This is a genomic window from Marinobacter sp. F3R08 (assembly GCF_018860425.1).
GTDB lineage: Bacteria > Pseudomonadota > Gammaproteobacteria > Pseudomonadales > Oleiphilaceae > Marinobacter.
The window spans coordinates 125,996-141,196 of the sequence record NZ_JAHKPI010000014.1 but is presented as its reverse complement, the minus strand read 5'-3'; the positions used below and the strand labels follow the sequence as shown (position 1 = coordinate 141,196).

At 56.5% G+C, this 15,201-nt stretch carries 10 protein-coding genes, 1 tRNA gene and 1 pseudogene; 4 read left to right on the top strand and 8 right to left on the bottom strand.

The window, feature by feature from the left end; translation table 11 throughout:
* Window positions 1-22: 22 nt before the first annotated feature.
* From KO499_RS03770 to KO499_RS03760, 3 genes are read left to right on the top strand one after another with little or no spacing between them, the layout of a single operon-like run.
* On the top strand, window positions 23-1,021 hold the full coding sequence (locus KO499_RS03770; RefSeq protein ID WP_215982377.1) for an HlyD family secretion protein: 999 nt from the start codon (window positions 23-25) through the stop codon (window positions 1,019-1,021).
* On the top strand, window positions 1,014-3,743 hold the full coding sequence (gene rbbA / locus KO499_RS03765) for a ribosome-associated ATPase/putative transporter RbbA (RefSeq protein ID WP_215982376.1): 2,730 nt from the start codon (window positions 1,014-1,016) through the stop codon (window positions 3,741-3,743). Before KO499_RS03770 ends, rbbA begins: the two co-directional genes overlap by 8 nt.
* Window positions 3,744-3,745: 2 nt before the next feature.
* Window positions 3,746-4,864 (top strand): ABC transporter permease, encoded by a 1,119-nt coding sequence (locus KO499_RS03760; RefSeq protein ID WP_215982375.1) that lies wholly within the window; start codon window positions 3,746-3,748, stop codon window positions 4,862-4,864.
* Window positions 4,865-4,878: 14 nt separating this feature from the next.
* Here KO499_RS03760 and KO499_RS03755 read toward each other — a convergent pair whose 3' ends face one another.
* The 4 genes from KO499_RS03755 to KO499_RS03740 all read right to left on the bottom strand — a co-directional run bounded on the left by KO499_RS03755 (window position 4,879) and on the right by KO499_RS03740 (window position 9,386).
* Window positions 4,879-5,250 (bottom strand): VOC family protein, encoded by a 372-nt coding sequence (locus KO499_RS03755; protein ID WP_215982374.1) that lies wholly within the window; start codon window positions 5,248-5,250, stop codon window positions 4,879-4,881.
* A 60-nt stretch (window positions 5,251-5,310) separates the two neighbouring features.
* Window positions 5,311-6,600, bottom strand: a complete 1,290-nt coding sequence (locus KO499_RS03750; RefSeq protein WP_215982373.1) for a sensor domain-containing diguanylate cyclase — start codon at window positions 6,598-6,600, stop codon at window positions 5,311-5,313.
* A gap of 24 nt (window positions 6,601-6,624) precedes the next feature.
* Complete coding sequence (locus tag KO499_RS03745; protein WP_215982372.1) at window positions 6,625-8,997, bottom strand: EAL domain-containing protein; 2,373 nt, start codon at window positions 8,995-8,997, stop codon at window positions 6,625-6,627.
* 143 nt (window positions 8,998-9,140) lie between these two features.
* A complete protein-coding gene (locus KO499_RS03740) occupies window positions 9,141-9,386 on the bottom strand; it encodes a PAS domain S-box protein (protein WP_215982371.1) in 246 nt (81 codons plus the stop codon).
* Between the two features lie 386 nt (window positions 9,387-9,772).
* Between KO499_RS03740 and KO499_RS03735 the strand changes: the two are divergent.
* Window positions 9,773-11,242: pseudogene (locus KO499_RS03735) on the top strand (putative bifunctional diguanylate cyclase/phosphodiesterase); the annotation flags it as partial.
* Between the two features lie 76 nt (window positions 11,243-11,318).
* On the opposite strand, the gene KO499_RS03730 reads toward KO499_RS03735, so the two are convergent.
* From KO499_RS03730 to glyQ, 4 genes are all read right to left on the bottom strand, one after another.
* Window positions 11,319-11,395 (bottom strand) — tRNA-Pro (locus KO499_RS03730).
* 35 nt (window positions 11,396-11,430) lie between these two features.
* Window positions 11,431-11,988, bottom strand: coding sequence for a D-glycero-beta-D-manno-heptose 1,7-bisphosphate 7-phosphatase (gene gmhB / locus KO499_RS03725; RefSeq protein ID WP_215982369.1), 558 nt, complete (start codon window positions 11,986-11,988; stop codon window positions 11,431-11,433).
* A 2-nt stretch (window positions 11,989-11,990) separates the two neighbouring features.
* Window positions 11,991-14,072 carry a glycine--tRNA ligase subunit beta gene (gene glyS, locus KO499_RS03720; RefSeq protein WP_215982368.1) on the bottom strand — a complete coding sequence of 694 codons (2,082 nt, stop codon included), beginning with the start codon at window positions 14,070-14,072 and terminating at the stop codon, window positions 11,991-11,993.
* A gap of 2 nt (window positions 14,073-14,074) precedes the next feature.
* The gene (glyQ, locus tag KO499_RS03715; protein WP_215982367.1) at window positions 14,075-15,100 is read right to left on the bottom strand and encodes a glycine--tRNA ligase subunit alpha; all 1,026 of its coding nucleotides are present in this window, start codon (window positions 15,098-15,100) and stop codon (window positions 14,075-14,077) included.
* Between the last annotated feature and the right edge of the window lie 101 nt (window positions 15,101-15,201).

The window sequence follows — 15,201 nt, the reverse complement described above, 5'->3', positions numbered from 1 at the left end:
TCATTTCTATCAAGGATGCACCATGGCCCAGTCAGGCAATAACAAGGTGATCCGGACGGCAGGTGTCCTGGCAGTGCTCGGCGTGATCGCGGCGGCTGTCTGGTATCTGATGCCCGGCGACAATACTCTTCCCGAACACATTGCCTTCGGTAATGGTCGGATTGAGGCTACAGAGGTGGATATCGCCACCCGAATACCCGGTCGCCTGGAGTCTTTTGACGTACGGGAGGGCGACATGGTTGAGGCCGGTGCCCTGATAGCGACGATGGACACTGACGAGTTGCAGGCCAGTCTGGCGTCAGCCGAGGCTAACCTGCATCAGGCGGAGCAGGGACGCAAACTTGCCGAAGCAACGGTGGCTCAACGGGAAAGTGAACGGCGTTATGCGCAGGCGGAACTGGCCCGGATTGAATTGCTGGCGGACCGGGGGCATGCCTCTCAGGAACAATTGGACCGTGCCCGAACCGCCTCGGAAACAGGCGATGCAGCCCTGCAGGCTGCGCGTGTACAGGTTTCGTCAGCCGACGCGGGTATTGAAGCCGCAGAAGCCAGCAAACGCCGTATTCAGACCAATATTGATGACAGCCTTCTGGTAACACCCGTCGGTGGTCGTGTTCTGTATCGGCTTTCCGAGCCGGGGGAAGTGCTGGCGGCAGGCGGCAAGGTGGCGACGGTGCTGGATGTCACCGACGTCTACATGACCATATTTTTGCCTACGGCTCAGGCTGGCAAGGTCAGGGTTGGATCTGAGGCGCGCATTATCCTCGATGCCCTGCCGGACTTCGTCGTGCCCGCCGAGGTGAGTTTTGTCGCCGCCGAAGCCCAGTTCACGCCCAAGTCAGTGGAAACCCGAAGCGAGCGGGAGAAGCTGATGTTCCGGGTGCGAATACGCATTGATCCGGATCTCCTTGAAGCCTACCGCGACCGCGTCAAAACCGGTGTGCCCGGGGAAGCCTACATTAAGCTGGATGAAAGCCAATCCTGGCCCGATAGTTTGATGGTGAGCCTGCCCAATGACTGAGACTGTGGCCCGGTTGCAGCAGATCAGCCACTACTATGGGGACACCGCCGCGCTCTGCGATATTACGCTGGATCTTCCGGCAGGTTGCATGGTGGGGCTGATCGGTCCGGACGGCGTGGGAAAATCCACGCTGCTTGGCCTGCTTGCCGGCGCTCGCCAGTTACAGGATGGCAGCCTGCAGGTCCTGGGAGGCGATATGGCAAACCAGGGGTTTCGCAACCGAGTGGCGCCCCGTATTGCCTACATGCCCCAGGGGCTGGGCGGCAACCTCTATCACACCTTGACTGTCGATGAGAATATTGGCTTCTTTGCCGACCTGTTCGGCCTCTCCGGAGCTCTTAGGGAACAACAGATTGACCGACTGCTGGAGGCCACCGGCCTGCTGGAATTCCGGGATCGCCCTGCCGGTAAATTGTCCGGTGGCATGAAACAGAAGCTGGGGCTGTGCTGTGCGCTGATCCATAGCCCGGAATTGCTGATTCTGGACGAGCCCACGACCGGCGTTGATCCGCTCTCCCGTAAGCGCTTCTGGGATCTGATCGATACGATCCGTCAGCAGAGCCGTGATATGAGTGTCCTGGTTGCCACAGCTTACATGGAAGAAGCCGAACGTTACGATTGGCTGGTCGCTATGGATTCCGGCAAGGTACTGGCCACGGGGTCTCCGGCAGAACTGCATCAGCTGACCGGAACTGACAACCTTGATGATGCGTTTGTCGCCCTGCTTCCGGACAGTCGCCAGGAAGCGGAGCTGGGCACACCGGTATCAGCCGATCTTGTGCCAGAAGTCTCCGATAGCCGCTCTGCGGCCATCGTGGCGAAAAATCTGACTTTGAAGTTTGGCAATTTTACAGCCGTCAGGAACGTCAGCTTTGATATTCCTAAAGGTGAGATTTTCGGTTTCCTGGGCTCCAACGGCTGTGGCAAAACCACCACCATGAAAATGCTTACCGGCCTGCTTACGCCTACGGAAGGCCAGGTGGAACTGTTTGGTGAGACACTGGACGCCAACGACATGGCGACCCGCCGGAAGGTGGGTTATATGTCCCAGGCCTTTTCCCTGTATGGCGAACTGACCGTGCGCCAGAATCTGGAGCTGCATGGCCGCCTGTTTCATTTGCCGGCGGACAAGATAACGTCCCGGATTGATACCCTCACCCATGAGTTCGGCCTCGAAGAGGTGCTGGATCAACGGTCGAGCGCTCTGCCATTGGGCGTTCGGCAGCGTCTGTCTCTTGCTGTTGCTGTGGTTCACGAGCCGGAACTGCTGATCCTGGATGAGCCCACCTCCGGAGTAGATCCGGGCGCTCGAAACCGATTCTGGCAGCTGTTGATACGGTTATCCCGGGAAGACGATGTGACCATCTTTATTTCCACCCATTTCATGAACGAAGGCGAGCGCTGTGATCGCATTTCACTGATGCATGCGGGGGAAGTGCTGGCCTGTGACAGTCCGGCGAATCTGGCGCTGGATACCGGCACCGAGAATCTGGAAGGCGCGTTCATGAAAACTCTGGAGGCAGTCGACCGGGAACCGGAGAACCGGACCGATGGCCGGGTGATGCAGACTGATGAGGGGCATGGCCGTCATAAGACCTTCAGTGTGCAGAGGCTCCTGGCTTATGGCCGGCGCGAAGCCCGGGAGCTGCTACGGGATCCGATTCGGATGGCGTTTGCGTTCATCGGCTCGGCCCTGCTGATGCTCATACTGGGCTACGGTATCACGATGGACGTGGAGGACCTGTCGTTTGCCGTGCTGGATCGGGATCAGACACCCCAGAGCCGGGATTACATCAATGCATTCTCCGGCTCCAGGTATTTTCTGGAGCGGCCACCGATCAAGGATGCGGATGAGCTGGAACAACGAATGCGCTCGGGTGAGATCAGCGTAGCCATCGAGATCCCATCGGGCTTCGGGAAGGATCTGAAACGGGGTCGTAACACCGAGTTGGCGGTATGGGTGGATGGGGCAATGCCATTCAGGGGTGAGACGATTCTCGGTTATGTTCAGGGTCTCCACATCAGTTATTTGAAAGAACTGGCACAACGCACCTGGGGAGAGACGCCTACCCTGAGTCTGGTGACGCTGGAAGATCGCTACCGTTACAACCAGGATTTCCGAAGTCTTGACGCCATGGTGCCGGCAGTGATTCCGATCCTGCTGATCTTCATTCCAGCCATTCTGATGGCTCTGGGAATTGTCAGGGAGAAGGAGCTGGGATCGATCACCAATCTGTATGTCACCCCGGTGACCCGGCTGGAATTCCTGCTGGGCAAGCAGCTTCCCTACATAGCATTCAGCATGGTGAGTTTCATCAGTCTTGTGCTGCTGGCCGTCTTTGTTTTTGATGTCCCCATCAAGGGCGGCGTTCTGACACTGACGCTCGGTGCGCTCCTGTTTGTGACGGCGACTACGGCGCTCGGACAGGTGATCTCTACCTTTGCTTCTACCCAGATTGCTGCACTGGCTGCGACGGCCATTCTTACCATACTTCCCACGGTGCAGTTTTCGGGCCTCACTGAGCCGGTGTCTTCGTTGAGCGGAGCGGGCGCGCTGATTGGTCCCGCCTGGCCGGCCACCTGGTTCCTCCAGATCAGTCGGGGCGTATTTACCAAGGGCCTGACCCTTGCCGACATGCAGGGCGCATTCCTGGCGCTCACCGCGTTTATACCGGTGTTAACGCTCATGGCGGTGGCATTGCTCAGGAAACAGGGGCGCTGATCATGGAATCCTTACAGAACATCTGGCATCTGGGTATAAAGGAGCTGCGCAGTCTCTGGCAGGATAAGATTCTGATGGTGTTTGTCTTTCTGGCCTTCACGCTGATGATCTACACCGCAGGCTCTGCTGGTTCCATGGAGCTTCACAATGCGCCGATTGCGGTGGTGGATGAGGATCAGACCGTCCTGTCCGGGCGAGTTATCAATGCCCTTCAACAGCCCTGGTTTCTTCCGCCGGATATCGTGCGGTATGACCAGATCGACGCATTACTTGATAACGGTAGCCATACCTTTGCCCTGGTCATTCCGGAGGGTTTCGAGCGCGACGTGCGCCAGGGGCAGCAGGTCAGCTTGCAACTGAACATCGACGCGACGCGTATGAGTCAGGCATTTATTGGCACTGGCTACATCGAGAGCTTCGCGATGAATGAAGTCGCGGAATTTCTGGAATCCGGCAGCTCATCGGAGGGCCTGTCACTGGAACTGGTCAGTCGCGTCAGTTTCAACCCCAATCTGGATGGCACCTGGTTTGGTGGTGTAATGGAACTGATTACCCAGGTGACGCTTATCAGCATTATTCTGACCGGTGCGGCGCTGATCCGGGAGCGGGAGCACGGGACCATTGAACATCTGATGGTTATGCCCCTGCGGCCGTTCGATATTATGGCCTCGAAAGTCTGGGCGAATGGTCTGGTGGTCTTGCTGGTGGCTGCCATGTCGATCACTCTGGTGATCCAGGGATGGTTGCAGGTTCCGATCGCCGGCTCTGTCTGGTTGTTCCTGCTGGGGGCCCTGATACATCTGTTCTCGACCACCGCCATCGGAATCCTGATAGGCACCGTGGCCCGAACCATGCCTCAGTTTGGCCTTTTGCTGATTCTCACCATTCTGCCTCTGCAGCTCCTGTCCGGCGGTATCACTCCGCGGGAGAGCATGCCCGAGCTGGTGCAGAACATCATGCTGGCAGCGCCCACCACGCATTTTGTCAGCATGGCCCAGGCCATTCTATACCGTGGCGCGGGGATTGACGTGGTATGGCCACAAATGCTGACTTTGATAGGGATTGGCGGGGTCTTTTTCACCTCCGCCATGCTGTTGTTCCGAAGGCACTTGTCCGTCTGATGGCCTGAGTTTTCTTAGCCGAAAACGAAAAAGGCAAGCTTGTTGCCGTCAGGATCTTTCACATAGGCGCCGTAGAACTGGTCTGGAATACGCTGTCCCGGTTCGCCGTCGCAGGTTGCTCCCAACTCGATGGCTTTACGGTAGTGTGCATCTACCGCGTCTTTTGTGCCTGCCGGAATCGCCACCATATTGCCATTCCCTGGATGGTTGGGTTCCTCGTTGAAGGGAACGCAAATCGCGAGCATGGGAGCGCTCATGCTTTTACCGATAAATGCGATGCGGCCCATATCCAGAAGCAGTTTGGCGCCCATATCGCTCAAGAGTTCAGCATAGAAGGTTTTGGCTTTTTCCATATCGCTGACACCCAGGGTGACGTATCCGATCATGTTCTTTCTCCGTTGATTGTTGTTTCGGGTTTAACGAATACGTTGAACCGCCTTTCGGGATCATTGCCCGTTGCTGTTCACCACGACCCGGTTACGTCCCGATCGTTTGGCAGTATACAGTGATCGGTCGCAGTCTGAGAGCAGATCACGGACGGACATCGAATGGGTTTTTTGCGGCGGCCAATTGACAACCCCCGCACTGAAAGTGATGTTGAAAAGGGTGCCCTCGTCGTTGACGAAGTCTTCTGTTTGCAGGGCAATGCGCAGGGATTCGGCGACTTGCTCTGCTTCGGTCAACCCGGTTTTGGGCATGAAGATAATAAATTCTTCTCCCCCGGTCCGGGCGACGATATCGGATTTTCGGGTCCGGGATTCAATGATATGGGCGAATCGTTTCAGGACTTCATCCCCGGTCGGATGGCCGTAGGAATCGTTGATTTCCTTGAAGAAATCGATATCCAGGGAGATCAGTGAGAAGGTGTCCCCATAGCGCTCGCTCTCTGTAACCGATTCTTCCAGTTTACGAAGCATGAAACGCCGATTGTACAGGCCGGTCAATTCGTCGGTAATTGAGAGCTTTTCCAGCTCCAGCTCAAGGTCTTTCTGCCGGTCGATATTGGTCAGCATGCCGTGCCAGGTTACCGTGCCATCAACGTCTTTTTCGGGTGTTGATACCCCCCGGACCCAGCTGACCTTGCCATCGATCAGAACCCGGTATTCGCAAACCCAGTCTTCCAGTGTTTGAGCGGAAACAGTAATGCTTTCCTTCAACATCTCGATGTCGTCGGGGTGCACCTTGTTGAAAATTTCTTCCGCATTCCGAATGCCCTCTTCGGCCGAGGTCCCGTAAAACTCACGGGTTTTATCGCTGAGATAGGGGAAGTGGTAGTGGCCATCAGGTTCAAGAACAAAGCTGTAGATGATGCCCGGTAGAGAGGATGAAAACTGCTCCATCTGGTGCCTGAATGCCATCTCGGTTGTGACATCCAGGTGGGTTCCCATGAGCCAACCGGTATCTACGCCGTCTTCATCTGTCAGCAGCATGCCCCTGGAATGGATATGGCGCCAGTCGCCGGATTTGTGGAGCATGCGGTTCACGCATTCAAATTTTTCAGCCTTTCCGCTCAGATAACGGGCCAGTGCGGCCCTTGCTGGCTCGAGGTCTTCGGGATGACAAAGATCCTCCCAGGTCTTGAAAGACAAGGGCGCGAGCTCTTCCAGGCTGTACCCCAGCATCGTCGCCCAGCGCTCATTATAGATGACTTCTCCGGTGTCGATATTCCATTCCCAGGTCCCTGCGCCGGTACCTTCAAGAATGGCTTTCAGCCGGATTTCCGGTGTCAGTTCCATGATCCATCACTTTATCGTGCACGTTTAAATTACCCACTCGCGCTGTTCCCGCTTTCTCCAGTCAAAACTTTGCGCCCATTCCAGGGCCTGGTGCAAGGGCATTGGTTTACTGTAGAAAAACCCCTGCCCCACATCACAACCCAGTTTTATGAGTTCAGCCTCTACCGAGGCCGACTCAATACCCTCGGCAACCAGACGTCGACGGAAGCTTTTGGACAGGCTGATGATCGCACTGACGATCATGGCGCTGTCCGGGTTGTCCAGCATGTCCGTTACGAACGACCGGTCGATCTTGATTTCCTGGGCAGCCAGTCTCCGGAACAGATCCAGTGAGGAGTAGCCCGTACCAAAATCATCCAGAGACACAGCCACGCCCAGATCTCTGCAGGTTCGAAGGTTCTCAAAAACCCGTTCGGTATCATCCAGAGCGGTGGTTTCGAGTACCTCCAGTATGAGCCGGGATCGAACGTCTGCGGAACAGTCCCTGAGTACGTATGCCAGATCATCCCGGAATCCCTGCCCCAGAAAATGGGAAGGGCTCAGGTTGATGCTGAGGGTGTATGGGAGCTCTTGTCTGTTGAATTCCTGTAACAGGTTTACAGCCTCCCGAAGGACAAAGTTACCCACTTTGTAGGCGTATTCGGTGTATTCAATATGCTCAAGAAACTGTGCAGGACTGAGCAGGCCTTCGTCTGGATGGTTCCAGCGGAGGAGAGCTTCAAAACCTTCCACTGTGTGCGTGGCAAAATTGATTTTGGGCTGATAGTAAAGCTCCAGGGCCTGATGTCTGATGGCATCGTCAATCTGTTCGATGACCCTGATTCGTTCCTTTCTTGAGAAGTGGGAATCCAGATCAAACAGGGTGAAGTTGTTCTTTCCAGCTTCCTTGGCAGCGTACATGGCCTGGTCCGCATGGCGAAGCAACAGATCGGCATCGGCATCATCATCCGGATAGATGGTGACGCCCATGCTTCCGGATACCTGTAAAACATGATGCCTGTAAGTGATGGGCTGGCGAATGCTCTCCAGCAATCTGGCGTAGATCCGTTCGTCCTCGCAGTCCCGCAAGATAGCAACAAACTCATCGCCACCAAGCCGCGCCACCACATCGTGGGCTCTCACGCTCTCCATCAGAGTGGTGGCTACGGATTTGAGCACAGCATCGCCGACCGCGTGACCATGCTCATCATTGATTCTCTTGAAGCCATCAAGATCGATAAAACAGACTGAAACAACGCCTTTTCGTTGATTCGCTTCAAAAAGCTCTTGTTCAAACAGCTCTGTGAGTCTGCGTCGATTCGGCAGGCCGGTCAGATCGTCGTAATTTGCGGCCTGCTCAAGACTTTTCTGATGGTCTCGCTTTTCCTGGTAAAGCTTTTTGCGTTCGATCAGGTTGCCAACCGTTTGTGTCAGCGGTTCAAGCTCCTGTGCCAATGAGCTCTGATACCCGTCCTGGCGATTGGCCAAACCGATCAGCCCGGTCTGTGTGCCACCGGAAAACACCGGAATGCCAATATAGGCGTTAATGGGGGGGTGACCTTCGGGCAGTCCACCGCTTCGCGGGTCGGAACTCAGGTCGTTCGAGACAATGACCTCTCCGGTTGCAATGGGTTTACCCAGGAGATTGTCGAGCCGATCAAACACCAGCCCCCGACGTTCCACCTCCTGATATAGCGCCTGGGTTTCCGGACTCCAGGCGATGTTGGTGATCGCCCCGATTTTGAGGTATGGCGTCTGATCCTTCCGGTACATCACCTCACCAATGAAACCGAACTGACTTCCGGTCAGTGATAGCAGGTCACTGAGCACGAGCTCAAAGGCAGCGCGTTCGTTGTCACTGGTCAGGAAGACATTCTGCGCCCGATGAATGGAGCGGCTCAGGTGTGATACCGGAACCAGTTCGTTCCTGGACGATGTCATATAGGCGCGTTCAAGCTCATCCTCAATGATGCTGGCGAGGCTGCGAAGAACATCAAGATCAAGTTCACTGAATTGCCGGGGAGCGTCATCAATGATGCAGAGCGTGCCGATCTTGAAGCCACCGGGCTCACGCACGGGCATGCCGGCGTAAAAGCGAATGTGAGGCTCGCCCGTTACCAATGGACTCTTCCGGAAACGCGGATCTTTCGTAGCGTCTTCCACCAGCAGGATCTGGTCTTGCTGGATCGTGCTATCGCAGAAGGCAATAGACCGGGGTGTTTCTGTTACCTCCAGGCCCTGACGAGATTTGAACCATTGCCGATTCTGGTCAAGGATAGAGAAGAGCGCGGTTTTTACACGATAATGGTGCCGAGCAATTCGCGTAAGCCGCTCGAAGCGTTCCTCGGGCGGTGTGTCCAGAATGCCCAGTCGCTCAAGTGCCGCCAACCTGCGTTTTTCAATACTGGAGTTTGTCATGAACCCATTCTCCGGGGACGCTATAGCGGTTATTTGAACCTCACAACCAATTCGTGAAGCTCACGGGCAATGTGCTCCATTTCTCTCACACTATGGGTGGATTTTTCACCTTTGGCCAGATTGTTTGTTGCCGGCAATGTCTTTCAGTGTTTGCTTTGAGTCAAGCATCGGCTTGAGGCCGGCACCGGCTGCCGCAGTCTTCTCATCTGCCCGATCAGTTCTTCATAGCTGAAACCGCTGAGGTCCACAAAGGCCTGGTTGCCATGCTGGATCTTGCCCATGAGGTCAGTAGAAGAAATGAGTTTCTGGGTAGTGTGGAAGGTCCTTTCCCGGACATGGAGGAAATATTGCTGTGTACCCAGAATACAGCTATTCCCGCGGCTTTCCATACATTCGTGTTTTGTTCTGCAACCTGGTGTAAGGCACGGGTGTGGGATCGTAATCTTCAGGGGTGGGCGTTGTCATCGGACTGTCACTATCGGCGTTTAGCGTTGAGGGCGTTATGAAAATCAACGGATTTTCTCTCCCTTTTGAGTCAAACCAGGGAGTTGCCAGCGGACGGCTTGTAAATCACGGCTACAATTGCCACTCCGTCAGGGTAACGTTAATGAAGCAAAAGCCCGCCTTTTTCTTCAATGGTGTCCAGATAGCCATGTTGGTGCTGGGCGCATTGATGGTTGTTTTTATCTGGGCGCCCAACGCCCAGCCAGCGCTGTCCGGGGGAATCAGTAGCGGGGAACCCATGCTGTTGCCCTCGCTGCACAGCGATCAGCATAAACAACTGGCGCTAAACCTGCTGATGACGTTGCTGATCATTGTCATTGTGCTCTGGCTGTTCCGGGCGCTGAAACAACAACAGTTGATCATGTATGCGCTTCAGCAATCGGAGCAAAGGAATCAACAACTGATTGAGCGGCTGGAGGGCGAGCATGCCCGAAGCAGCAGAGCCGCAGCGATTGACCACCTCAGTGGCCTCTACAACCGCCGGCAATTTCTTGATATTGCTTCGGATGCTCTCGACGAACAGCGACGCAAGCGACGGCTGTCGGCCTTTTTGTTTATTGATCTTGACCGCTTTAAATCGATTAATGATTCGTTGGGGCATCAGGTAGGGGATCTCTTGCTTCAGGCAGTCGCGGGCAGAATCCAGCGTTTACTGGGGCCTGAAGATGTCGCTGCACGGTTTGGAGGTGATGAGTTCGTTGTTCTTCTGGCGGGTAATCGCACGGAAAGCGACATTGAACAGTGGGCGGCCGGCGTTACCAGTCACTTGTCTGCCCCTTATGAACTCAATGGTATCGAACTGAACAGCAGCCCCAGCATTGGAATTGCAATATGCCCCAGAGACGGTCAGACCGCTGAGAATCTGCTTTGTTGCGCAGATGCGGCCATGTACTCCGCCAAGAAGGCCGGACGGGGCCAGTACCGTTTCTTCGACCAGTCACTTAATCTTAAGGACGTGGAGGCGTTTCACCTCGAGCAATCCTTTGCCGATGGCTTGCGCAACCGGGAGTTCGTCCTGCATTACCAGCCCCAGGTTTGCCTGGACTCCATGGAGGTGATTGGTTATGAAGCGCTGGTGCGCTGGCAGCATCCGGAGTTCGGCCTGTTGTTTCCGGATCGGTTCATTCCAATGGCTGAGAACAGTGGCTTTGTTATTCCGCTGGGAATGGAAGTCTTGCGGCTCGCCTGCGAGCAGATTGCAGCTTGGGAGAGCGAAGGCGGGGGTGTAAAGCCGGTTGCCGTGAACGTCTCGCCGATTCAGCTGGCCCAGCCTGGATTCTGTCAGCAGGTGCTTGAATTGATCGCAGGGCAAGGCCTTGAAACGGATCAGCTGGAACTGGAAATTACCGAAACCGCGATGTTGGACGCCAACGCCGTCGACAGCCTGCATTCACTGAAGGCGGCCGGGGTGAAACTCAGCCTGGATGATTTTGGCACAGGTTATTCCGGGTTTGCTCATCTGGAAGCGGTGCCGGTGGACAAACTGAAGATTGACCGGAGCCTGATTGCGAAAATATGCAACAGGCACGACGACAGTCCGATCGTGTCCTCCACCATCATTCTGGCCAATCGCATGAACATCAAGGTTGTCGCTGAAGGTGTCGAAACCCGCGAGCAGCTGGTGCACCTGAAGGTTGCCGGATGTGATATTGCCCAGGGCTACCATTTGAGCCGACCGATTCCGCCAGATGAGATTCCGGCGTTTCTGCGACAGTTTTTTGATGCGGAAGCTGTTGCCTGATGCCGGGATGGTGTGTCCCTGGAAGGCTTATAACGCACAACGGATGAACAAAGAGGGAAAATACCAGACGGGAAAGTGGTCGGCGTGGCAGGATTCGAACCTGCGACCCCTTCGTCCCGAACGAAGTGCGCTACCAAGCTGCGCCACACGCCGATCAACGGCCGGTATTATACGGATTCGCTTTGGTTTTACCAGCCCTCCGCGGTTAAAAGGGCATCCGTAAATTTGCTGAGAGTATCGTAAATGCTGACATCGGCGCCGGGTATCGGGCGGGCATCGAGATGGCGTTCGGTATCATGGCCGTTGCCGGTTCTGACCAGCACCGGTTGGCATCCCGAGGCATGACCCGCCTCCAGATCTTTGCGGCTATCGCCGACCATGATGGCGCCTTCAAGGCTGGTCAGATGAAAATGCTGTTGAATCTGATCCAGCAGGCCGGTCAGTGGTTTGCGGCAGTTGCACTGATCGTCGGGATGGTGGGGGCAATAGGCGATGAAGTCGATGCAGCCGCCCTGGGCTTCTACCAGGTGTTCCAGCTTTTGATGCATGGCGTCGAGTTCATCGGTGTCGTAGTAACCGCGGGCGATGCCGGACTGGTTGGTTGCGATGGCAATACGGTGGCCGGCATTACAGAGCCGGGCCACCGCGTCTACGCTGCCGGGAATGGGGTGCCATTCCTCGGCTGAGCAGATGTAATTGCCTTCGTATTGGTTGATGACTCCGTCCCGGTCGAGGATGATCAGCATCGTTAGCCCGCGGTGGGCAACAACGAGATATCCGCAACGCGCAGGAACAGATTCCGCAGCCTGTTGAGAAGCGCCAGGCGGTTGTTGCGGATGGTCTCGTCATCGGCCATCACCATGACCTCATCGAAGAAGTTATCCACGGGTTCCCGCAGACTGGCCAGTGAGGTTAAGGCCTCGGCGTAATCGCCCTGGTCGAATAGCGGAAGAACCTTGGCCGACTGCTGGTCGACCTGTTCGGCCAGGACTTTTTCCGCTGCGTCCTGCAGCAGGCTGGCATCGACGGTTTCTCCGATGCTGTCACCGCCCTGTTTGGTCAGGATGTTGGAGACGCGCTTGTTGGCGCCTGCCAGGGCCTGGGCTTGCGGCAGCTGGCGGAAAGCTTCCACGGCCTTCACCCGACGGTCGAAGTCGAGCGGACGGGTGGGCCGACGGGCATGAACTGCCAGGTAAACCTCAGCGCCGATGCCCTGCTCGTCGTAATGAGCCCGGAAGCGCTCCAGCATATAATCCACCACGGTGGTGGCTGTGTTCTGCTCGGTCAGCACCGTGAAGTTCTGTTCCGCCCATTCGCAACAGGTCTGCAGATCCAGGGGTAGCTGCCGTTCAATGATAATGCGCAGCACCCCCAGAGAGGCACGGCGCAGGGCGAACGGATCACGGGTACCGGACGGTGGCTGGTTGATGCCGAACAGGCCGACCAGGGAGTCCAGGCGGTCTGCTATGGCAATGGCGCAGCCGGTCAGCGTGGTGGGCAAATCATCGCCGGCGAAACGGGGCATGTATTGCTCATTCAGCGCCTTGGCCACGTCTTGCGGCTCGCCATCGTTAGTGGCGTAGTATTGACCCATGATGCCCTGGAGATCGGTGAACTCCAGTACCATTTCAGTCACCAGATCGGTCTTCGCCAGCATGGCGGCGCGCTCGGCCTGGGCCGGGTCACTGCCGATGGCATCGGCAATTTTCTGAGCCAGGGCAGCAACGCGCACGGATTTGTCGTAGATGCTGCCCAACTTCTCCTGGAACACGATGGGTTTGAGGGCGTCAATGCGGTCTTCGAGCCTGGTTTTCCGATCGGTTTCGTAGAAGAACGCAGCGTCAGACAGGCGGGGCCGGATCACTTTCTCGTTACCGGACACCACCTGGGCGGGGTCTTTGCTCTCGATGTTGGCCACGGTAATGAACAGGGGCAGCATTGCGCCATCGGCGGCTACCACGTGGAAGTATTTCTGGTGTTCCTTCATGGAGGAAATCAGCGCTTCGGCCGGAACCTCGAGGAACCGTTCCTCGAAGCGCCCCATCAAAGGCACCGGCCACTCGTTCAGGGCAGTCACTTCGTCCAGCAGGTCTTCATCAATCACTGCCTTGCCACCGGCCTCCTTCTCGGCCAGTTCGGTCACGCCGGCACGGATCTGTTCCCGGCGCTCGGCGAAATCTGCAATCACGTAGCCTTCCTGTTTGAGGACCACTTCGTAATCGTTGGGTGTCGGTACGATCAGGGATTTCGGGCAATGGAAGCGGTGGCCGCGGGTCTTGTTGCCTGGCGTCAGGCCCATAATCGGGGCATCAATGACCTTGTTGCCGTACAGCAGCACCAGCCAGTGCACGGGCCGGACAAATTCGGTCCGGTGGGCACCCCAGCGCATGCGCTTGGGAATGGGAAGGCCGGCCAGGGACTGTTCGACCAGTTCCGGCATCAGTTCTACGGTTGGCTTGCCCTGCTCTACCGTGCGGTAAACCACCCAGGCACCCTTGTCGGTTTCCAGAGTATCGAGTTGGTCCGGGGTTACGCCGAGGGAGGTCGCAAAGCCCGTGAGCGCCCGGGTTGGATTGCCGGCATCGTCGAAGGCCGCCTTGACAGCAGGCCCGCGCTTTTCCACCGATTTGTCTGGCTGGGCATCCGCCAGGTCGCGGATACGGACGGCGAGACGACGGGGCGCGGCAAAGGTCTCGACCTTGCCGAACGTGATTCCCGCTTCCTCCAGACCCCGGGAAATACCCTGGGTGAAGGCATCAGACAGTGGCTTGAGGGCCTTGGGGGGCAGTTCTTCAGTGCCCAGTTCGACCAGAAAATCCTGTGTTGCCATGATTATGCGTTCCCCTGTTCCTGCTGTGCCTTCTTCGCTTTTTTGCCCTTCTTACTCTTCGCCTTGTCGTCGGCGGCCTCAGCGGCGGCCAGGACTTCCTTGCGCAAGGCCTCTGGCGCCAGCGGGAAGCCCAGTGAACGACGGCTGTCGAAGTAGGCCTGGGCGACGGCGCGAGCCAGGGTACGAACCCGAAGGATAAAACGCTGACGCTCGGTTACCGAGATGGCATGACGGGCATCCAGCAGGTTGAAGGTGTGGGAGGCTTTCAGAACCTGTTCATAGGCTGGCAGTGGCAGGCCGGCGTCGATCAGACGGGCACTTTCCCGTTCGTAGACGTCAAAGCTGTGGAACAGGAACTCGGTATCTGCGTGTTCAAAGTTGTAGGTGGACTGTTCGACTTCGTTCTGATGGAAAACGTCCCCGTAGGTAACAACCCCGTCGGGGCCCTCGGTCCAGACCAGATCGTAAACACTGTCGACGCCTTGCAGGTACATGGCGATGCGTTCCAGCCCATAGGTAAGTTCGCCGGTGACCGGGTAGCATTCCAGACCACCCACCTGCTGGAAATAGGTGAACTGGGTGACTTCCATGCCATTCAGCCAGATTTCCCAGCCCAGACCCCAGGCACCCAGGGTGGGGGATTCCCAGTTATCTTCAACGAAGCGGATGTCATGTACCAGCGGGTCCAGGCCCAGAGCCCGAAGAGAGTCCAGGTACAGTTCCTGAATGTTGTCCGGGGACGGCTTCAGTACCACCTGGAACTGGTAATAATGCTGAAGACGGTTGGGGTTTTCACCGTAACGCCCGTCAGTCGGTCGACGGCTGGGCTGGACATAGGCGGCATTCCAGGTTTCCGGCCCGATAGCCCGCAGGAATGTGGCCGGATGGAAGGTGCCTGCACCCACCTCCATATCCAGTGGCTGGAGGACTACGCAGCCATGCTGCGCCCAGAAGTTCTGCAGAGCCAGGATCAGGCCCTGGAAGGTCCCGATATCCGGAGTTGTCTGTTTCGTTGCCTTGTCTGTCACGACGGTTGCCTGCTGATCAGTCTGTGTGTGGCGCCCGGGTTATCCTTCGAGGCGCTCCGAAAAAAGGCGCATTATACGCTTGCTGTCTGTGTATTTCTAAG